24 protein-coding genes are annotated in these 19,840 nt (G+C 66.5%); 18 read left to right on the forward strand and 6 right to left on the reverse strand.

Going from position 1 to position 19,840, the window contains the following annotated elements:
* Window positions 1-122 precede the first annotated feature (122 nt).
* Both BXU08_RS09040 and BXU08_RS09045 read right to left on the reverse strand, forming a co-directional pair.
* Entirely contained in the window at window positions 123-1,409 is a 1,287-nt protein-coding gene (locus tag BXU08_RS09040; RefSeq protein ID WP_077509762.1) for a M20/M25/M40 family metallo-hydrolase, read from the reverse strand.
* Between the two features lie 159 nt (window positions 1,410-1,568).
* Window positions 1,569-2,024: a universal stress protein gene (locus BXU08_RS09045; protein WP_077509763.1), complete on the reverse strand. Its 456-nt coding sequence runs from the start codon at window positions 2,022-2,024 to the stop codon at window positions 1,569-1,571.
* Between the two features lie 133 nt (window positions 2,025-2,157).
* On the opposite strand from BXU08_RS09045, the gene BXU08_RS09050 reads away from it, so the two are divergent.
* From BXU08_RS09050 to rpsI, 17 genes are all read left to right on the forward strand, one after another.
* On the forward strand, window positions 2,158-3,462 hold the full coding sequence (locus tag BXU08_RS09050) for a pyruvate dehydrogenase complex dihydrolipoamide acetyltransferase (protein WP_077509764.1): 1,305 nt from the start codon (window positions 2,158-2,160) through the stop codon (window positions 3,460-3,462).
* A 7-nt stretch (window positions 3,463-3,469) separates the two neighbouring features.
* Entirely contained in the window at window positions 3,470-3,697 is a 228-nt protein-coding gene (locus BXU08_RS09055) for a hypothetical protein (protein ID WP_077509765.1), read from the forward strand.
* On the forward strand, window positions 3,690-4,082 hold the full coding sequence (locus tag BXU08_RS09060; protein ID WP_077509766.1) for an acyl-CoA thioesterase: 393 nt from the start codon (window positions 3,690-3,692) through the stop codon (window positions 4,080-4,082). Before BXU08_RS09055 ends, BXU08_RS09060 begins: the two co-directional genes overlap by 8 nt.
* Entirely contained in the window at window positions 4,082-4,879 is a 798-nt protein-coding gene (locus tag BXU08_RS09065; protein ID WP_077509767.1) for a hypothetical protein, read from the forward strand. Before BXU08_RS09060 ends, BXU08_RS09065 begins: the two co-directional genes overlap by 1 nt.
* Window positions 4,880-4,894: 15 nt before the next feature.
* The gene (gene lpdA, locus BXU08_RS09070) at window positions 4,895-6,295 is read left to right on the forward strand and encodes a dihydrolipoyl dehydrogenase (RefSeq protein ID WP_077509768.1); all 1,401 of its coding nucleotides are present in this window, start codon (window positions 4,895-4,897) and stop codon (window positions 6,293-6,295) included.
* A 277-nt stretch (window positions 6,296-6,572) separates the two neighbouring features.
* Window positions 6,573-7,250 (forward strand): alpha/beta hydrolase, encoded by a 678-nt coding sequence (locus BXU08_RS09075; RefSeq protein ID WP_077509769.1) that lies wholly within the window; start codon window positions 6,573-6,575, stop codon window positions 7,248-7,250.
* A gap of 276 nt (window positions 7,251-7,526) precedes the next feature.
* Window positions 7,527-7,895: a MerC domain-containing protein gene (locus BXU08_RS09080; RefSeq protein WP_077512202.1), complete on the forward strand. Its 369-nt coding sequence runs from the start codon at window positions 7,527-7,529 to the stop codon at window positions 7,893-7,895.
* A 40-nt stretch (window positions 7,896-7,935) separates the two neighbouring features.
* Complete coding sequence (locus tag BXU08_RS09085) at window positions 7,936-8,394, forward strand: Fur family transcriptional regulator (RefSeq protein ID WP_077509770.1); 459 nt, start codon at window positions 7,936-7,938, stop codon at window positions 8,392-8,394.
* A 77-nt stretch (window positions 8,395-8,471) separates the two neighbouring features.
* Window positions 8,472-10,394 (forward strand): 1-deoxy-D-xylulose-5-phosphate synthase, encoded by a 1,923-nt coding sequence (gene dxs, locus BXU08_RS09090; protein ID WP_077509771.1) that lies wholly within the window; start codon window positions 8,472-8,474, stop codon window positions 10,392-10,394.
* A gap of 37 nt (window positions 10,395-10,431) precedes the next feature.
* Window positions 10,432-10,809 carry a hypothetical protein gene (locus tag BXU08_RS09095; RefSeq protein WP_253190560.1) on the forward strand — a complete coding sequence of 126 codons (378 nt, stop codon included), beginning with the start codon at window positions 10,432-10,434 and terminating at the stop codon, window positions 10,807-10,809.
* Window positions 10,806-11,009: a hypothetical protein gene (locus BXU08_RS09100; protein WP_077509773.1), complete on the forward strand. Its 204-nt coding sequence runs from the start codon at window positions 10,806-10,808 to the stop codon at window positions 11,007-11,009. Before BXU08_RS09095 ends, BXU08_RS09100 begins: the two co-directional genes overlap by 4 nt.
* A 41-nt stretch (window positions 11,010-11,050) precedes the next feature.
* Window positions 11,051-11,200, forward strand: coding sequence for an AbrB/MazE/SpoVT family DNA-binding domain-containing protein (locus BXU08_RS09105; protein ID WP_077509774.1), 150 nt, complete (start codon window positions 11,051-11,053; stop codon window positions 11,198-11,200).
* 41 nt (window positions 11,201-11,241) lie between these two features.
* The gene (locus tag BXU08_RS09110) at window positions 11,242-12,264 is read left to right on the forward strand and encodes a COX15/CtaA family protein (protein WP_077512204.1); all 1,023 of its coding nucleotides are present in this window, start codon (window positions 11,242-11,244) and stop codon (window positions 12,262-12,264) included.
* Complete coding sequence (gene cutA, locus BXU08_RS09115; protein ID WP_077509775.1) at window positions 12,261-12,575, forward strand: divalent-cation tolerance protein CutA; 315 nt, start codon at window positions 12,261-12,263, stop codon at window positions 12,573-12,575. Before BXU08_RS09110 ends, cutA begins: the two co-directional genes overlap by 4 nt.
* Entirely contained in the window at window positions 12,575-13,411 is an 837-nt protein-coding gene (locus BXU08_RS09120; protein ID WP_077509776.1) for a hypothetical protein, read from the forward strand. The genes cutA and BXU08_RS09120 overlap by 1 nt, the downstream gene beginning before the upstream one ends.
* 135 nt (window positions 13,412-13,546) lie before the next feature.
* The gene (gene rplM, locus BXU08_RS09125) at window positions 13,547-14,026 is read left to right on the forward strand and encodes a 50S ribosomal protein L13 (protein WP_056611554.1); all 480 of its coding nucleotides are present in this window, start codon (window positions 13,547-13,549) and stop codon (window positions 14,024-14,026) included.
* Complete coding sequence (gene rpsI / locus BXU08_RS09130) at window positions 14,026-14,565, forward strand: 30S ribosomal protein S9 (protein ID WP_077509777.1); 540 nt, start codon at window positions 14,026-14,028, stop codon at window positions 14,563-14,565. Before rplM ends, rpsI begins: the two co-directional genes overlap by 1 nt.
* Before the next feature lie 59 nt (window positions 14,566-14,624).
* Here the strand turns inward: rpsI and BXU08_RS09135 are convergent, their stop codons facing one another.
* Genes BXU08_RS09135 through BXU08_RS09150 form a run of 4 tightly spaced genes read right to left on the reverse strand, consistent with a single transcriptional unit; the run spans window position 14,625 to window position 17,934 of the window.
* Window positions 14,625-16,229, reverse strand: a complete 1,605-nt coding sequence (locus BXU08_RS09135; RefSeq protein WP_216352914.1) for an SDR family oxidoreductase — start codon at window positions 16,227-16,229, stop codon at window positions 14,625-14,627.
* A complete protein-coding gene (locus BXU08_RS09140) occupies window positions 16,226-16,621 on the reverse strand; it encodes a thiol-disulfide oxidoreductase DCC family protein (protein WP_077509779.1) in 396 nt (131 codons plus the stop codon). Before BXU08_RS09140 ends, BXU08_RS09135 begins: the two co-directional genes overlap by 4 nt.
* Window positions 16,618-17,307: a DUF4166 domain-containing protein gene (locus tag BXU08_RS09145; RefSeq protein WP_253190561.1), complete on the reverse strand. Its 690-nt coding sequence runs from the start codon at window positions 17,305-17,307 to the stop codon at window positions 16,618-16,620. Before BXU08_RS09145 ends, BXU08_RS09140 begins: the two co-directional genes overlap by 4 nt.
* A 60-nt stretch (window positions 17,308-17,367) precedes the next feature.
* The gene (locus BXU08_RS09150) at window positions 17,368-17,934 is read right to left on the reverse strand and encodes a GbsR/MarR family transcriptional regulator (RefSeq protein WP_077509780.1); all 567 of its coding nucleotides are present in this window, start codon (window positions 17,932-17,934) and stop codon (window positions 17,368-17,370) included.
* 203 nt (window positions 17,935-18,137) lie between these two features.
* On the opposite strand from BXU08_RS09150, the gene BXU08_RS09155 reads away from it, so the two are divergent.
* Window positions 18,138-19,829 (forward strand): DUF1800 family protein, encoded by a 1,692-nt coding sequence (locus BXU08_RS09155; protein WP_171982474.1) that lies wholly within the window; start codon window positions 18,138-18,140, stop codon window positions 19,827-19,829.
* Window positions 19,830-19,840: the final 11 nt, after the last annotated feature.

Below are 19,840 nucleotides of genomic sequence, written 5' to 3' on the forward strand. Positions count from 1 at the left end.
ATAGCGTCGGACGAGGCTCGATGCCTCGGCCGCGCTTCGGTTCTTGGCGAAGAATCTTTTGAGCGCGCAGACGCGCGCACCCACCCCCTGCCGCTCCCTTTGCAGGGAGGGGAGTTGCCAACCTAGCGGCGTGCGCGTCCCCCAAAGGTCACCAGGCTTTCCGATCCGTCGGCGGCCAGCGCCGACACGCCAACGAAATTGTCGTCGACGATCACGCCCTTGAGAACCGCCTCGCTGCCCTTGACCTCGAGATGGCGCTGCCAGTCCTGCGCATCGGCGCGGCGCCAGTGGACGCGATAGCCTGACGCGCCCGGCACCGGCTCCCATTTGACCGAGGTGTCGGTCGCCAGCGCGCCGCCGATCGTCACGCTGGCCGGGGCGGCGGGCGCCTTGGCGAGGCGGCGAAGCGTTGCGGCGTTGATCGCGGTCACCTTGGCCAGATAGGCGAAGTCCATCCGATCGACCGTATCGCCATAGACCTTGCCGCCGTCGGTGCGCAGGTCCTGGTGCTGCGCGTCGTAATTCTCGACGCCGACGCTGAAGCGCACCGCCGGATAGCCCAGCTTGAGGAACGGCGAATGATCGCCGCCGCGCCCGAACCGGTCGGGCCGGCGCACCGCCACCACTTCGAGCCCGCGCGGGAGCCTGGCGGCGACCGCATCGACTGCCTTGGCAAGCGCGCGCGAGGGGCCGTCGTCCTCGCCGCCATCGGCGCGGCGCGCGAGTTGACCCGGGACCGGCTCGATCTCGCGAATTCCTTCGGAAAACACCCGCACCCGATCGGCAACGCGCGTGCCGCCCTGCCCGATCGTGTTGCCGACGATGTCGTTGTTGAGCACCGCGGTGACGGTCCAGCCGCGCTCCTTGGCAGTCTCGGCAAGCAGCGTCCCGCCGAACAGCCCCTGCTCCTCGCCCGACAGCGCGGCATAGACGATCGTCGCGTCGAACTTTTCCTTCGACAGGATCCGCGCCGCCTCGAGCACGAGCGCGACGCCCGAAGCATCGTCATTGGCGCCCGGCGCATCCGACGTCGCGTCCATCACATCGGTCACGCGGCTGTCGATATGCCCCATCACGATGACGACGCGCTTCGAGTCGCGCCCGGGCTGGAAGCCGAGCACGTCGACCACTTCTACGCCCTTGGGCGCGCGGTCGTTGGTGAAGGTCCGCGCGACGTTCGCCACTTCGATGCAGCGTCCACACCCCTCGCCGATCCGCCCAAGCTCGCTCGCAAACCAGCGCCGCGCCGCGCCGATGCCGCGTGTGGGATGGTCGGCATCGGAAAGCGTGTGCCGTGTGCCGAAGCTGACGAGTTTCTCGACATCGGCCTTGAGCCGGGCGGGGCTAGGCGATTCCTGCGCGGCAGCAGGGGTGGCAAGCAAGGCGAGCGAAGCGAGGAGGATGCGCATGACGCAGGAGTGACGTGGTCTGTTCGACCGGTCAATCTACTCTACCGTCACCCCGGCCTTGTGCCGGGGGCCACGGTGCCGCGCTCGAATGCCTCGACCTCTCGTCTGACGGTTGCCGCCTCGTGGACCCCGGCCCGAGGCCGGGGTGACGCATAGAGATTAACTCAAGCGGTCGATCGCCGCCACGTCGAGCGAGCCCGGAATGATCATCACCGGCACGCTCAGCGTCCCGGCATCCGCGCCGGTGAAGTGCGACACCAAAGTCCCAGGCGGCCCGCTCGCCGCGGCGCCGAGCACCAGCGCGGCGATGTCGCCGTTCGCCGCGATCATCTCCCGGACCACCTTGGCGCCGTCGCCTTCGCGCACGGTAATCGAGGGTTTGAGCCCCGATTCGGTGAACAGCGTCCCTGCGGCACGCGTCACCAGCGCCTCGGCGCGTTGCCGGCTCTCTTCCTCGATCGTCGCCATCACGCCGCCCCACTGGACGAATTCCTGCGGCGCGGTCAGCGCCAGAATCTCGACGCTGCCGCCGGTCTTCACTGCGCGCCGCGCCGCAAAGCGCAATGCGATCTCGGATTCGGGACTTTCGTCGATCACCACCAGATAGGTGCGCATGGATGCATTCCCCGTTCCACGCGTTGACTGCCCCGTCATTCCCCGCCGCGCAAGCCCAAGGCCTTGACCCAAGCCCTAGCGGCGGCAAAGGGAGGACGAGCCTTTACCCCAGGGACCAACGACGGGAACCTCCATGTCGATCGAAATCAAGATGCCTGCGCTTTCCCCCACGATGGAGGAGGGCACCCTCGCCAAATGGCTGGTGAAGGAAGGCGATACGGTAAAGTCCGGCGACCTCCTCGCCGAGATCGAGACCGACAAGGCCACGATGGAATTCGAAGCCGTCGATGAAGGTGTGATCGGCAAGATCAATGTCCCCGAGGGCACCGACAATGTGAAGGTCGGCACCGTGATCGCAGTGATGGCCGGCGATGGCGAGGAAGTCTCCTCCCCTGCCCCGACGCCGGCGCCTGCCCCCGCCGCGAAGGCCGAGGCCGCACCTGCCCCCGCCGCCAAGACCGAAGCTGCGCCTGCGCCGAAGCCCGCGCCGGCCAAGGCGAACGGCGCCGATTCGGGCAGCCGGGTCAAGGCGAGCCCGCTGGCCAAGCGCCTCGCCGCCGAGAAGGGCGTCGACCTCGCCTCGCTGAGCGGCTCGGGCCCCAACGGCCGAATCGTCAAGGCCGACCTGGAGGGCGCCAAGCCCGGCGCAGCGCCTGCCGCGCAACCCGCCGCTGCCGCGCCTGCCGCGACGCCTGCTCCTGCGGCCGCCGCCCCTGCCGAGCACAAGCCCGTCTGGTACGACGAGAGCATCCCGCACGAGGAAGAAAAGCTCTCCAACATCCGCAAGACGATCGCGCGCCGCCTCACCGAGTCGAAGCAGACGGTCCCGCACATCTACCTCACCGTCGATATCCGCCTCGATGCGCTGCTCAAGCTGCGCAGCGACCTCAACAAGTCGCTCGAGGCGCGCGGCGTGAAGCTTTCGGTCAACGATCTGCTGATCAAGGCGCTCGGCGTAGCGCTGATCCAGACGCCGAAGTGCAACGTCACCTACACCGGCGACAAATTGATCAAGTACAGCCGCGCCGACGTCTCGGTGGCGGTTTCGACGCCCACCGGGCTGATCACCCCGATCATCCGCGATGCCGCAGGCGCCAGCGTCTCGGCAATCTCGACGCAGATGAAGGACCTCGCCGGCCGCGCGAAGGAAGGCAAGCTCAAGCCCGAGGAATATCAGGGCGGTACTGCCAGCATCTCCAATATGGGCATGTTCGGCATCACCCAGTTCGATGCCGTGATCAATCCGCCCCAGGGCATGATCATGGCGATCGGCGCGGGCGAGAAGCGCCCGTACATCATCGACGACGCGCTCGGCATCGCCACGGTGATGTCGGCGACCGGCAGCTTCGATCACCGCGCGATCGACGGTGCCGACGGGGCCGAGCTGATGAAGACGTTCAAGGCGTTGGTCGAATCGCCGCTGGGCATGATCGCCTGAGGCGGCGGTGCGCGTCCTCATCGAAGTGGCGCATATCGCCATCGGCCTGATCGCCGCGACGCTGATCGCGGCCGCCGCTTCCTGGTCCTATCCGCGTGCCACCGGCGATATCTGGCTGGTGACATCGGTGGCGATGGCGCTGGTCGTGCTGATGGGAATCCGCCCGATCCGCCGCGCCTATGCGATCGATCGCGCCAAGCTGAGCCGCAAACCGAAGGACGTCGCCAATGGCTGAGCAAGGCCCGCCCGATCGCCAGCCCGCGATCCGCGTCACTACCATGCCGGCCGACGCCAATCCCTATGGCGACATCTTCGGCGGCTGGCTGATGAGCCAGATGGACATGGCCGCGGGGCTGGTCGCCTCGCGCCATTCGCATGGCCGTGCCGTGACGATCGCCGTCGAGGGGATGAAATTCCACGCCCCGGTAGCTGTCGGCGACGAAGTCTCGGTGTTCGCCGACCTGGTCAGGGTCGGCCGCACCTCGATGACGATCGACGTCCAGGCCTGGCGCCGTGCGCGCCACGCCGAGGAAAGCTGCCTCGTTACGCAGGCCCAATTCGTCTTCGTCGCGATCGACGAGCATCGCCAGCCGCGAGTCGTGGACGGTGGCGGGCGCTGATGCTCGCCTCCGCGGCAGAACGCGCGCTCGCCATTGCTGTGGTGAGCGCAGCGTTCGTGCTGCTCGTGACGGGCGCGATGATCGCGTTCGGCCGCTCGCCCACGCAGCGCTCGATTCGGCAACGCGCGGGGCAGGCGGTGTTCGCCATGCTGTTGAACGCGGCGGCGCTGGCGATTCCGGTCCTGATCGCTGCGGCCCTGGGTGTGCCCATCCTCGCCGCGGGCGTGCCTCCCATTCGGCTGCTGCTGATCGCGCTGGCCGGGCTGATCGGCTTCTGGCTCGCGTTTCGGGGCAGCGATTACGGGGCGAGAGGATGCTCGCGCCTCATCGGGATGCTCGTCTGGGGCTATGTCGCGGCTTGGGGAGCAGTCCTGGTGGCGATGAGTCCGGGGCTTTCGCTTCCGGATCTGCCCCTGGCCGCACGCGCGCTGATGCCGCCGATCCTCACCGCTCTTCCGCTTGCGCTTATCGTCACGAAGTTCGCGCGGTTGGGGACGAAGCGTCGCTCGGGCGCGGCGGCCCTGTTTTTTGTCGGCGCCTGGGCCACCCTCTGCTTCTCCGCCGCGGAGAATGCTGCTTGGGCAGCGTGGCTGCCGGCGAGCAACTGGCTACGCTACCCGGTCGCCGGAGCGATCGGGACCGCGCCGGTGTCCGGCCTGTTCGTTCTCGCCCCGTTGCTGCGCCAAACACCGCGATCGCGCTGGTGGGGCTCTTTGCTCATCGCCGCGGCGATTACCATCTTGGGCATGATAACTGGCCTCGTCTGGGCCGCGGCGAGCGCGCTGCTCGCCGAATGAAAGAGGAACAATCCGTTGGCTGACCAATACGATCTCATCGTCCTTGGCTCGGGACCGGGCGGCTATGTCGCGGCAATCCGCGGCGCGCAGCTCGGCCTTAAGGTCGCGATCGTCGAGCGCGAACTGCTGGGCGGCATCTGCCTAAACTGGGGCTGCATCCCGACCAAGGCGCTGCTCCGCTCGGCCGAGATCTTTCACTATATGCAGCACGCCAAGGATTACGGCCTCGCCGCCGAGAAGATCAGCGCGGACATCGAGGCCGTCGTCAAGCGCTCGCGCGGCGTCGCCAAGCAGCTCAATCAGGGCGTCACGCATCTGATGAAGAAGAACAAGATCGCAGTGCATTTCGGCGAGGGCAAGCTCACGGCCAAGGGCAAGCTCTCGGTCACCGACAAGGACGGCAAGAAGACCGATCTGGAGGCGAAGAACATCATCCTCGCCACCGGCGCGCGCGCGCGGGACCTTCCCAACCTCCCCGCCGACGGGAAGCGCGTCTGGACCTATCGCCATGCGATGACGCCGCCTGAAATGCCCAAGAAGCTCCTCGTCATCGGATCGGGCGCAATCGGCATCGAGTTCGCCAGTTTCTACAACGACATGGGTGCCGAAGTGACCGTGGTCGAGATGCTCGACCGGATCGTGCCGGTAGAGGATGCCGATGTTTCCACCTTCCTGGAAAAGGCGCTCAAGAAGCAGGGCATGAACATCCTGACCGGCGCCAAGATCGACAAGATCGCCGCCGACGCCAATGGCGTGCAGGCGACGATCACCGACAAGGATGGCAAGGCCACGCAGAGCGTGTTCAGCCACGTCATCGTCGCGATCGGCATCGTTCCGAACACCGAGAATATCGGCCTCAAGGAACTCGGCGTGAAGACCAACGACCGTGGCTTCCTCGAGACCGATCCGGCCTGCAAGACCAATATCGACGGCCTCTATGCGATCGGCGACATCACCGCCCCGCCCTGGCTCGCGCACAAGGCCAGCCATGAGGGCGTGATCGCGGTCGAGGCGATCGCCGGCAAGCATCCGCACGCGATGGACCCGCGCAACATCCCGGGCTGCACCTATTGCCACCCACAGATCGCATCGGTCGGCCTCACCGAGGCCAAGGCCAAGGAAGCAGGCTACGAGGTCAAGGTCGGCAACTTCCCCTTCATCGGCAACGGCAAGGCGATCGCGCTCGGCGAGGCCGAAGGCTTCGTCAAGACGGTGTTCGACGCCAAGACCGGCGAATTGCTCGGCGCGCACATGATCGGTGCCGAAGTCACCGAACTGATCCAGGGCTACACGATCGGCAAGACGCTCGAGACCACCGAGGCCGAGTTGATGGAAACCGTCTTCCCGCACCCGACGCTGAGCGAGATGATGCACGAGAGCGTGCTCGGGGCGTACGGACGCGCGCTACACATCTGAGGTTACCGACGGCGCACTTCTCAGGTCCGCCTCCAGCCCAACACCAACCGTCACCCCGGCCTTGTGCCGGGGTCCACGGTGCCGCGCACGCTGTCTAAGGAGCGCTTGCTCCTCCCTCAGACCCTTGGTGGACCGGCACAAGGCCGGGGTGACGACTGGCTTTGATCAGCCCGTCTCAGGTCGCCGCATACGACCTTCGATCCGGCGCAGCTTTATTGCCTACTATTTAGATAGGATATAAATAAACCGTCCGGCCTCCCCCGGTGGAGTGGAAACTATGTCCATCTTTTCGCCTCTCGACGAAAGTTCGCCGATCATCCTCACGGTTCCCGGGCTGGGCGGCTCGGGCCCTTCGCACTGGCAGACGCTCTGGGAGCAATCGCGCCCCGACACCCACCGAGTCGAACTCGGCATGTGGGACACACCGCATCGCAACACCTGGGTGACCAAGCTCGACCAGGCGATTCGCCAGGCACAGGCACCCGTGGTGCTCGCTGCGCATAGCCTTGGCTGTCTCGCAGTCGCCTGGTGGGCCGAGCTTGCCGGACAGCCCTTTGGCTGGCCAGTCGCCGGCGCGCTGCTGGTCGCCCCCGCGGATGTCGATCGCGACTCGGTGCGTCCCGAACTCGCGGCCTTCCAGCCGACGCCGACCAAGCCGCTTCCCTTCCCCTCGATCGTTGTGGCGAGCAGCGACGATCCGTGGGTCCATCCCGAAAAGGCCCGCGCGCTTGCCGGCGGCTGGGGCAGCTTCTTCGTCGATGCCGGTCCGCAGGGTCATCTCAACGCCGCCAGCGGTATCGGCTGGTGGGAAGAGGGTCAGTCGCTGCTCGATCGCGTGCTCGACGCCGCCGAGGATCGCACCGGCAAAGTGCGGTCGGCCAACGACGCTCGCACCCTGCTCGCAGTGAGCGCCACCGAAGCCGCGCAGGCACATTACTATCGTGAGCGTGCATGACAGTACCGGCTCGCCTCGGCGCAACGGGCGTCCGCATCGTCGCAGCCCGGGATGAAATACGACCCGCACCGCATTATAAATCCCGGTAGTGGGCGTGGCCGGGTGACGTCCCCCTAGAGCGTCACCCGGCCTCTTCCACCGCCCCTTGCCGCCTGGTTCGGCGCCTCCCCACATCGCTGCGCTCGTTTCGTCGCAGACTTTGTCGGCGCACTCGATGATATATTGTACCTTGGCACATTCGGGCCTATATGCTGGCCCATGCCGGTGAGTCTCCCGATGTCCCGCTTGTGGGGCGGTATCGATACCAGCTTCGATCGCATTGCGATCGGGCTTAGCGGGCTGTGCCTCGTGCACTGCGTCGCGACCACCGTTCTGCTCACGGTTCTTTCCTCGGCTGGCGCCTTCTTGCACCCGGCGATTCACGAAATCGGCCTCGCCCTCGCGATCGTGTTCGGCATCATCGCGCTCGGCAAGGGCGTGCTCTCGCACGGCTATATGGCCCCGGCGCTGGTCGGCGCGTTCGGCATCGGCATCATGGCCGGCGCGCTGACGCTCCCGCATGGCGGGTTCGAGATCATCTGGACCCTGATCGGTGTGAGCCTCGTCGCGCTCGGCCATGACCTCAACCGCCGCGCGACCTACTAGACAGCTTGCCGCGGGGGCCCCGGCTCCCTAAATCTGTGCCATGCACGCCCACGATCATCACGAGCACGCGGGAAGCGATCTCACCCGCGCCGCCCAGACCACCCTGGAAAAATCCGGCGAGCAGTGGACGGCGATGCGCGAGCGCGTTTTCGAGGCGCTGGCCGGCTTCGACAAGCCTGCCTCCGCTTATGACATCGCGGAGGCTGTTTCCAAGGCCGAGGGCCGCCGCGTCGCTGCCAACAGCGTCTATCGCATCCTTGACCTGTTCGTCGGCTCGAACCTCGCCCGGCGAGTCGAGAGTGCCAATGCCTATGTCGCCAATGCGCACCCCGATTGCCTGCACGACTGCATCTTCCTGGTCTGCGACAGCTGCGGCCAGACCACGCATATCGACGACGATTCGATCACCAAGACGGTGCGCTCCGCCGCCAAGAACGCAGGCTTCTCGCCCGTCCGCCCGGTGATCGAAGTCCGCGGCAAATGTGGCGACTGCGAATAGGGCTGCACGGAAACTCCACGACTTTTCGGCGATTCGAGCGTTCGACTTAGGCGAATCACTCGCGTAAGAGACTGGTGATGGCCGACCTTCCCAGCACGCCGCTGCTCGACACCGTCGAAACGCCCGCCGATCTTCGCAAACTCAACCCCGCCGATCTCCGCCAGCTCGCCGACGAGCTGCGCGCCGAGACGATCTCGGCCGTGGGGACGACCGGCGGGCATCTCGGCTCGGGGCTCGGCGTCGTCGAGCTCACCACTGCGATTCACTATGTGTTCGATACGCCCAGCGACAAGCTGATCTGGGACGTCGGGCATCAATGCTATCCGCACAAGATCCTCACCGGTCGCCGCGACCGGATCCGCACGCTGCGTATGGGCGGGGGCCTGTCGGGCTTCACCAAGCGTAGCGAGAGCGAGTACGACCCGTTCGGCGCAGCCCACTCGTCGACCTCGATCTCGGCCGCGCTGGGCTTCGCCATCGCCAACAAGCTCAACGACCGGCCCGGCAAGGGGATCGCCGTGATCGGCGACGGCGCGATGAGCGCCGGCATGGCCTATGAGGCGATGAACAACGCCGAGGCCGCGGGCAATCGCCTGGTTGTCATCCTCAACGACAACGACATGTCGATTGCGCCGCCGGTCGGCGGGCTCTCCGCCTATCTTGCCCGCGTCGTCTCCTCGTCCGAATATCTCGGCCTGCGTAGCCTCGCCAAGCGTGCGATCCGCAAGCTTTCGAAGCGCGTCCACAACGCCGCCGAAAAGGCGGAGGAATTCGCCCGCGGCATGGCGACCGGCGGTACGTTGTTCGAGGAGCTCGGCTTCTATTATGTCGGCCCGATCGACGGCCATAATCTCGACCATCTGATCCCGGTGCTCGAGAATGTCCGCGACAGCGAACAGGGCCCGATCCTCGTCCATGTGGTTACCAAGAAGGGCAAGGGCTACGCCCCGGCCGAGGAGTCGGCGGACAAATATCACGGCGTCCAGAAGTTCGACGTGATCACCGGCACGCAGGACAAGGCCCCGCCGGGGCCCCCCTCTTACCAGAACGTGTTCGGCGAGACGCTGGCCAAGCTGGCCGAGACCGATCCGCGGATCGTCGCGATCACCGCGGCGATGCCGTCGGGCACCGGCGTCGACAAGTTCGCCCAGGCGCATCCCGACCGCGCCTTCGACGTCGGCATCGCCGAGCAGCACGCGGTCACCTTCGCCGCGGGCCTCGCCGCGCAGGGCATGCGGCCGTTCTGCGCGATCTATTCGACCTTTCTCCAGCGCGCCTATGATCAGGTCGTCCACGACGTCGCGATCCAGAACCTGCCGGTCCGCTTCGCGATCGACCGCGCAGGCCTTGTCGGCGCAGACGGCGCGACTCATGCCGGCAGCTTCGACGTCACTTATCTGGCGACCCTCCCCAATTTTGTCGTGATGGCGCCCGCCGACGAAGCCGAGCTGGTCCACATGACCTACACTGCGGCGCTCCACGACAGCGGCCCGATCGCGGTGCGCTATCCGCGCGGCAACGGCACCGGCGTTGCGATTCCCGACGCCCCGCAGCAGCTGGCGATCGGCAAGGGCCGCATCGTCCGCGAAGGCAAGGCAGTGGCGATCCTGTCGCTCGGTACGCGCCTGGCCGAAGCGCTCAAGGCCGCAGATGCGCTAGAGGCGCGCGGCCTGTCGACCACTGTAGCCGACCTGCGCTTTGCCAAGCCACTCGATGAGGAACTGATCCGCAAGCTGCTGACCAGCCACGAAGTCGCATTAACGGTCGAGGAAGGTGCAGTCGGCGGCCTCGGTGCACACGTGCTCACTTTGGCCAGCGACCAGGGCCTGATCGACGCCGGCCTCAAACTGCGCACGATGCGCCTGCCCGACAGCTTCCAGGATCAGGACAAGCCCGAGAAGCAATATGCCGAGGCCGGGCTCAATGCCGAAAACATCGTCGACACGGTGCTCAAGGCGCTGCGCTACAATGAAGCCGCGGTTACCGACGCACGCGCCTGACGCGCCCTTGAAAATCCAGCATGCACATGACATGTACATGTGCATGGCCACCCAGCTTCACGGATCGCGATCGAGTCGGCTCGTCGTTCTGGTCTCCCCTGCGGAAAAGCAGCGCATCGCCGACAGCGCCGCCGCTGCCGACATGACGGTCAGCGATTATCTGCGCACTGCCGCCGAGCGCTATTCGGAGCCGAGCGAAGCCGAACAGATGCTGATGCGCGAGCTGCTAACCCAGCTGGAGGCCGCGAATGCCAGCACGGAAAAGGCATTCGCCGCGCTCGAGGCCGAGCAAGGCCGCGCCGCGTCGTTCGACGAGGATGCCTATCGCGCGCAGGTGCGCGAACAGTTGCAGGCACGCACCGACATCGATTGGGATGCGCTGGGCAGCACGCTTTCGAGCGACACTCGCCAGTGAGTTTCTGGAGCGATGCGCTGCGGGCGCTCCAGCAGGTCACCTTGCTCCAATACAAGGTCGAGCAGGCACTCAAGGTCGCCGAAGAAGCACGCCGCGACTCGCAGGAGACGCGCGAACGGCTGATCCAGCTCGAGACGCTGATCGACATCGCGATGAAACGCCGCCCTGCCCCACCGCCGCTCCAGCTTCCCGAGAGCTGACGCTCGCGGCGCGGCGCGCAGATATCCACTTTGCAGATGTCGTGCAGGTAGCGAAATGGAGAAATAGCCTCGCCGTCCGCATTCCCGCCGATGTCGCGCGACAGTTGAGCTTGAAGGAAGGCGACGAGGTCACGCTTCGCGCTCTCGACCAAAGCGAGTTCGCGCTGATCACCAACCCGTTTCGCACATAGCTTTCCGAACTGCCGGGCGCTAAGATCGAACCGTGCTCCAGATGACGTTCCAACCCGCCACTGCCCGCCCGCGCACCATCGCCACCTGGCTTTACTTCGTGGCCGCATTGATCGTGCTGATGGTGGTGATCGGCGGCATCACCCGGCTGACCGAGTCCGGGCTGTCGATCACGCAATGGAAGCCGATTTCGGGCGTAATCCCGCCGCTCAACGATGCGCAGTGGCAGGCCGAATTCACCAATTACCAGCGCATCCCAGAATATCAGCAGCTCAACCAGGGGATGACGCTCGCCGGCTTCAAGGCGATCTTCTTCTGGGAATACCTCCACCGGTTGCTCGGTCGACTGATCGGGGTCGCCTTCGCCCTGCCATTGCTGTGGTTCGCGGTGCGCCGACAGATTCCGCGCGGGTATGGCGGACGCCTCATCGCGCTGCTCGCGCTCGGCGGGATGCAGGGCGCGATCGGCTGGTGGATGGTCCAGTCCGGGCTCAGCGTCCGCACCGATGTCAGCCATGTCCGGCTTGCCGTACACCTGCTCGTGGCGCTGTTCACGCTGGCCGGGATCGTCTGGACCGCGCGCGATCTGCGCGTGCTTGCCCGCAATCCGCAGGCCAACCCGGCCCGTCTGACCGGCCTCGGCATCGCCGCCGGCGCAGTGTTGTTCGTTCAACTGCTGTTCGGCGCGCTCGTCGCGGGACTCAATGCCGGGCTCGTCACTGATCAATGGCCGCTGATGAATGGCCAATTCTTCCCCGGCGCCACCGCCGTAGGCCGACCGTTCCTCGACGGACTCTTCAACGATCCCGCGATCGTCCATTTCATCCATCGCTGGTGGGCCTGGGTCGCGGTCGCTGCCTTGATCGTGCTCGCGCGCGTCACGCGTCGCGTCGATCGCCGCGCCTCTGTCGCGATCCACAGTGCGTTCGGGATTCAGATCCTGCTCGGTATCGCCACGGTGATGAGCGGGATGAACATCGCGCTTGCAGCACTCCACCAGCTGGTCGGCGCGCTGCTCGTGATCGCCACCGCCTGGGGCGTTCACGCCATCGGTCAGCGGCGATGAGCGACATCGCACTACTGCATTGCACCTTCGCGGACCGCGCCGAAGCCGAACGCGTCGCCGAAACCGTGATCGCCGAGCACCTCGCCGCCTGCGTCAACATCCTTGCGCCTTGCCGCTCGATCTATCGCTGGCACGGCGTAGTCGAGCGTGCCGACGAAGTTCCCGCGCTGTTCAAGACAACGCCATCGCTAGCCGAGCGCCTCCGCACCCGCATCGAAGCGCTCCATTCCTATGATCTGCCCGCCGTCGAGGCATGGCCGGTGGGCGCAAGCGCCGCCGTCAGCGGTTGGGTCGAAGCGGAGACCGGTTGATGCTGGCCGCGGCCGCGATGTTGCTTCAGGCGAGCCTGGCCGCCACCGTATTCGCGCCGCCGCTCGATACGCCGATACGCATCACCGTCGAGCGGGTCGAGACGTCCCCAAAAGAACGCCGCTACCGGCAGGAGCGGCTGGTGCGGTTCAGACCCGACGGCACTGGCTATCGCGCTGAGGCAGTGCTGGTCGCCAATGCCAGCGCGGCCCCCGAGGCATTGAGCGATCTTGTCGAACGCGGCCTTTCCGCCCTCGCTGGCCAGACGATCGTGCTGCACCTCGATGTCAACGGCCAGGTGACCGGCATCGACGACATGACGGCGCTTTGGGATAGGGTCTGCCAGCATATCGCCGACGCAGCGGCGGCGCGGCGCGGCCTGACGCCGGGCGAGTCCAACGCGCTTGCCACACGGCTGGTGGCGCCGCTCCGCGCATTGCCGCCCGAACGTCAGCGCGCGCTCCTCGCCACCCTGGTCACCGCAGCAATCATGACCGACCCTGTCGATGCACCCGGCAGCGCCGTCGCAGTCCAGCTCCCCGGTGCCTCGCCGTTCGGCACGCCCGCCACGCTCCAGGGCATCCGCCGTACCGAAGCGGTGGGCATCCTGCTCCACGTTTCGACCACGGCGACGGCAACGGTCGCGCTCCCCGCCGAGGGCAATGCGCCCGCCCGCGCCGGGTCCGTGACGCTCGATCGCGTCCGCGTCTTCGATCCGCGCACCGGCATGCTGGCCACGGCCACCGACACCATTCGCAACGTCATTGCGACCCGCGAAACCCGGCTCGTTACGCATACCCGCGTCGAGCGCGCGCCCGGAAATGCCTGGCCGAAATAGCACGAGGTATCATGATACCCGTCAGCAAAGCCCCCGATTTGCTTGACTTTCGGCCACCCTTCCGCCAAACGCCACTCAACCGCGCTGGCCGAGAGGCTGGCGCGCTCGCGTTTAAACCTCGAAAGGTCACAGGCCATGAAGGCGCTGATGAAGACCACAAAGTCGGTGAAGCCGGCCGAAGTGGAGAAGAAGTGGCATATCGTCGATGCCGACGGCCTGGTGGTCGGTCGCGCTGCGACGATCATCGCCAACGTCCTGCGCGGCAAGCACAAGACGAGCTTCACCCCGCACGTCGATTGCGGCGACAACGTCGTCGTCATCAACGCGGACAAGATCCGTTTCACCGGCAAGAAGCTGGCGAACAAGGTCTATTACAAGCACACCGGCTATGCCGGCGGCATCAAGGAAATCACCGCGGGCAAGGTGCTCGAGGGTCGTTTCCCGGAGCGCGTGCTCGAAAAGGCCGTTGAGCGCATGATCCCGCGCGGCCCGCTTGGCCGCCAGCAGATGCGTAACCTGCGCATCTTCGCCGGCACCGAGCATCCGCACGCCGCGCAGAACCCCGAAGTCCTCGACATCGCGTCGATGAACCGCAAGAACAAGGTGGGCGCATAATGTCCGACAACCGCCAGTCCCTTTCCGATCTCGGCGCCATCGCCGCCGGTGAAGAGCCTACGGGCGTTCCGGCCAGCGCCCACGAGTATCTGAACGCCCCGGCCGCTCCGGCTGCGCCGACGATGCCGCTGCGCGAGAAGATCATCGACAGCCTCGGCCGCTCGTATGCGACCGGCCGCCGCAAGGACGCCGTCGCCCGCGTCTGGATCAAGCCGGGCACCGGCAAGATCACGATCAACGGCCGCGACCAGGAAGTCTATTTCGCACGTCCGACGCTGCGTCTCGTCATCAACCAGCCGTTCGGTGTCGCCGAGCGCCAGGGCCAGTATGACGTGATCTGCACCGTCAAGGGCGGCGGGCTTTCGGGCCAGGCCGGCGCCGTCAAGCACGGCATCAGCCAGGCCCTGACTCGCTATGAGCCGGTGCTTCGCGCCCCGGTCAAGGCAGCAGGCTTCCTGACCCGCGACAGCCGCACGGTCGAGCGTAAGAAGTACGGCAAGGCCAAGGCCCGTCGTAGCTTCCAGTTCTCGAAGCGCTAAGCGGTTCACAGAATACGCGAAGGGCGGTCCGGCAACGGGCCGCCCTTTTCGTATCGGCGTCAGGCCGGTTCGAGCCAGCCTGCATAGCGGACTACCGGGCCGACCAGCGGCAACCGCACATCCACTTCGAAGCGGAAGCGATCGTCTTCCTGCCATTCGCGCGCTGCGATGCGCGGTCCGAGCAGGCGCGGCATCGGCACGCCGAACGCCGACCAGCGCCGCAGCACCATGCGCAGTCCCGCGCTGTCGCTGGGCAAGTCGAATTCGAAGCGCAACGGGCCGAACCGCTCCACGACACCGGCGCGGGCCTGGCTAAGTTCGCTCGAAAAGCGATGCCCACCAAAGTCGCGGTTCCAGCGTTCGCGGCCGCATCGTTCGGCGAACGAGACGTGGAGCGGCCATGTCCCGGAAGGCGGGAAGTCCATGATTCGGCCGATCAGCTGCGCCACGCCCTTTCCGCGGATGACGGTTCCCTCGCCGCGTGCGCCGCCATCGCCGTGGAGCCGGTGCATCTCGCGTACCTGCTCGGGCAGCGCGCGGAAGCGCGCGCCCATCGCCCGCTGGTACAAGGGAATAGATTTCCGCTCGGTGATCGCATGACGAATCGCCAGCCGCGCGAATAAGGGCTCGAACTGCGCCAAGGTCAGCAGCCCCCCTGCATCCCGAGCGCCCGGCGCCACCCTGCCCGCGAGGATTTCCTCCGCCAGCAACGCCGCGGCCAGCGTCGGTATCTCCGGCCCGTCGCCCTCCCTCGCGATCAGCGTCCAGCGCCGTTCGAGGCCTGCCAGAGTCACGGTCACCGACATTGCCGAACGGTCGCTGCCTGCCCAGCCGGTCAGGTGCTGGAGCGGATGCAGCCATCCCGCAGCGCCGCGCAGCGTACCGATCCAGCCCCAGCGCACCGGCCAGCTCAACAGCCACAGCGCGATCATCTGAAAGCCGAGTTCGGTGCCGGCTCTAAAAATCGTCGCCGGCCGCCCCTCGATCGCCGCGGGCAGCAAATCGGCATCGGGCACATCGGCGAGCGCCACCCATCGGCGCAGCGGCTTTTCGCCGGCTATCGCAAAGCATTCGCGGCGCAGTTCCTGCCATCCGGTCGCGAGATGCCGCCGTCGTCCTAGCCACAACACAATCGGCTTGCCGACATAGGACAGGATCGCCGCAGCGACCGACCGGCCTGCGACGGCGCGGTTCGATGCGCTGATCGCGATCTCCACTTGCCGGACCGCGTCCTCCCCGGCCAGCGCGCGCACCACTGCGCCCGACAGCGCGGGCACGCTTGAGGCGCCCGCGACCACCGGCACGCCCGCCGCCTTCGCTGCGGCGTCGAGTCGGCCGATGCCGACCACGAAGGCGCGGCCATCGGCAAGGTCGAGATAGGAGATGCGCATCGCGATGCAGGCCTCCGGCACAGTGTAGCCGCTCGCCTGGAACGGCCCCGCCGCATCGATCACCAGCTCGGGCCGCTCGCGCGCCAGGACCATGCCGATCCCGCTGTCGCGATCGGCAACCGCCGGCTCGGCACCCGGGAGCCCCGCGCAGAACGCCGCCGCCTTGTCGCCGCTCCGCCCCGCCACCAGCACCTGATGCCCCGCAGCGAGCAGCCGCCGCGTCAGCCGCGCGCCGAAGCCGCCATAACCGCCGATCACGAGGATACGGCTCACAGCACGCGGTCCCGCTGCTCGGGCGTCGGCATCCAGCATGTCTCGCGCCGCCCGAACAGCCGATAGCGACGCCGCGCGACCCAGCGGTACAACGGATCGCGCATCCCACGCGGCACCAGCCCGAACACACCCACGGCGCGCCACGGCCAGCCAAGCCCGCGCCAGATCGCAAGGATGGCATCGCTGTCGCGCAACGCCGTCTCGCCCTGAACGACGATCAACGTGTCGGGATCGGCGGGATCGATCCCGAAGCGCCGATAGATCGCCGCGCCCGCATCCCCCTGCATCGACGCAAGGCGAAAGCGGCCGCGCCGATCATGCCGCAGTACGAATTGCGCATGTGCCGAGCACAATATGCACGCCGCATCGAACACGATGACCGGATGCTTCATGCCGCATGCTCCGGCGGATCGGCGAACACCGCCAACTGGTGGACCAGTTCGCCCAGCCAGGGATGAACGAGGTCGAGGCTGAACGCGAACCGGCCGCTGCCCAGATCGGTATGGCCAACTAGGAGCTGCCCGATCAGTCCATTGCGGATAGGCAGCCGCACGCCCGCCAGCCGCAGGAAATAATGGTCGCTGACGAACCACAACGCCCCGCCCCGCTCCTCCAGCCGCAACGCAATGCCGACGCCGAGCCCGAGATATTCTTCGAGCCCGGTCGGCCCGGCGAAACGCTTCGCGCTGTGGATGACCTGTGGAAAACCGTGGCGTCGGCCATATTGGCGCGTCCAATACTGGCTTCGTCCGTCCTTGTCGGTGGTAATGCTGACGCTGGCGGACACGCCGGTATCGCTGCCAAGCGGCAGCGGCGCGCCGATCAGCCGCGCGACCTGCGCCAGCAGCCGCCCCGCGATCGACATGCGGCACTCGACGACTTCGCCGACATACGTCACGCAGCCGCCCAGCGCGATCTTGCGAAGGAAGCGGCGACGCACCGCGGGCGCGAGGAACAGCCAGCGCCGCCCGAGCAACCGCGCGAACGGACTCGCCGCATCGGCGTCCGCGCAGGCAGCGACCGGCGCCCAGCCCGCATATCGGGCAAGCGCTCCGCAGCGATATCCGGGCGTGAACACTGTCGGTCCTTTCTGTAAAACGAAACCCCGCGCCTCACGGACAGCCTGCGCGTGCGCGCCCTAGGCCTCTTTCGATTTGCCCTTGGGCAGAAACGCCAGCACGCGCTTGCCCATCCGGATCAGCAGCATCAGCCGGCTGGGCGGGATCGCGATCATCTGCTGATACCAGTCGTCGATCGTCGCCACGAAATCGCGCATCGCCTCGATCCGCTCGCGCGCCACGGCGGAGATGCGCGGGTCGTCGCGCGCCTCGTCGGTGCAGATCTTGAGCGCGGCGACGGCGGGATCGATCTCGCGCTCCTTGCGGCCCTGGGCGATGCGCGTGAGCATCTGCATCAGATCGACTTCGGCTTCATAATGATCGCGCCGGTCGCCCATCATCGGCACCCGCCGGATCAGCTTCCAGCCGAGCAGTTCCTTGAGACTGTTCGACGTGTTGCTCCGCGCGATCCGCAGCGTGTCGCTGATCTCCTCGGCATTGAGCGGCCGCTCGCTGAGATAAAGCAGCGCGTGGATCTGCGCGACCGAGCGGTTGACGCCCCATTGCCCGCCCATCTCGCCCCAATGCAGCACGAACTGCTGGACCGCCATCGGAAGCAATACATTGTTGTCCGTAATTTCTGTCATAACAGAAATATATGACGCCGGACGCGTGCTGTCAATGATCCTCACGCTGATCCGGACGGCGCGTCGGCACCCGCTCGCAGGCCCCAAACATGAAAATTTGGCTAAGGTTTCCTTAGGGATTTCCACAAGTTGTCGGATTAACCCTGTCCCTCTATTCATAAGGATGCAGGTTGCGCGCGGGCGCAGCGGCGGGGGATCATCCAGTGTTCACACCACGCGTATCGGTTGCGCTCAGCGTAGCTTTTCTCTCTGTGCTCTCGGCTTGCGGCGGCGATAGCGGCGGTGGCGGCGGCAGCGGCTCGACCGGCGGCGGGCTGGTGACCGTCACGCCCACCCCCACACCCACGCCGACCTTCACCGAAGGCGATGCCGCGCGCCTCGCCAAGCAGGCGAGCTTCGGCCCGACCCCGGCGCTGATCGCCAAGATCAAGGAGATGGGCGTCAACGCCTGGCTCGACGAGCAGTTCGCCGCGACCGGCAGCACCTATGTCGATCTCGCAGGCGAAGTGCGCCGCGACTATTGCGCGAGCACCGACACGGTCTGCACGCGGATGCGCTTCTCGCGTACTCCGGTCGCGATGCGGTTCTATGCCGATGCGGTGATGGCACCCGATCAGCTCCGCCAGCGCGTCGCCTTCGCGCTGGGTCAGATGATCGTCGCTTCGGAGGCCGAAGTGAATTCGACCGCCGGCATCGCCGCGCTCAACCAGATCTTCCTCGAAAACGCCTTCGGCAATTTTCGCGACGTGCTCGCCCGGGCGACGATGCTCGGCTACATGGGCGACTATCTCGACATGGCCGACAGCAACAAGTCGGCGCCGTCGGAAAATTATGCCCGCGAGCTGCTCCAGCTCTTCTCGATGGGCCCCGACCAGCTCAACATGGACGGCACGCCCAAGCTCGACGCCGGCGGCGCACGCCAGCCCAATTACACCTCCGACGACATTCGCGGGGTCGCCCGTGCGCTCACCGGCTGGACCTATGCCCGGGTCGGCGGCGCGGCGATCACCGACGGCAATGCCCGCGACTATTCGCGGCCGATGATCGCGGTCGCTACTCGCTACGATACGACTGCCAAGGCGTTCCTTGGCACCAATGTGCCCGCGGGGGCTGCGCAGGATGCCAGCGTTGCCGCCGTGGTCGATGCAGCCTTCAACAATGCCTCGACCGCGCCGTTCGTGTCGAAGTTCCTGATCACCCATCTCGTCACGCCGAACCCCACGCCGGCCTATGTCGGCCGCGTATCGGCGGTGTTCGCCAATAACGGCAGCGGCGTGCGCGGCGATCTCAAGGCCGTGGTCCGCGCGATCCTGACTGACGCCGAGGCCCGCAATGCACCCACGGCGAGCGCCGGCAAGGTCAAGGAGCCGATCCTGCTGATGGCCGGCCTCGCGCGGGTGATCGGTTTCACCACCGACGGCTATGTCTTCGTCAATCGCGATTCGAGCATGGGCCAGCCGGTGATGCGCGCGCCTTCGGTGTTCAACTTCTATCCGACCGACTATCCGCTGCCCGGCAGCACCACGCTCAAGAGCCCGGCATCGAAGCTGCTCAACACCTCGAACGTGCTGCGCTGGCACAACTTCGTCTATGACTGGACCGTGGGCGGCGACGCTACCCGCGCCGAATATGCAGTGAGCTCAGGCCTGCCCAATTCCTCGCTCACCCAGCCGCTGTGGAGCGATTGGGAGGCGTTCGGCACCGATCTCGACGGCATGGTCGCGCGCATCAATCTGCTGATGTTCGCCAACGCGCTGAGCCAGCCGCAAAAGGATGCGCTCAAGGCGTCGGCCACGGCGATCACCCATGCCGATCCGGTCGTCCAGGCCCGCAAGCGCGCCCAGATGATGCTCTATGTCGCGGCTTCGAGCCCGATCTTCCTTGTCGACCGCTAAGGGAACCGACA

Source organism: Sphingomonas sp. LM7 (genome assembly GCF_002002925.1).
Classification (GTDB): domain Bacteria; phylum Pseudomonadota; class Alphaproteobacteria; order Sphingomonadales; family Sphingomonadaceae; genus Sphingomonas.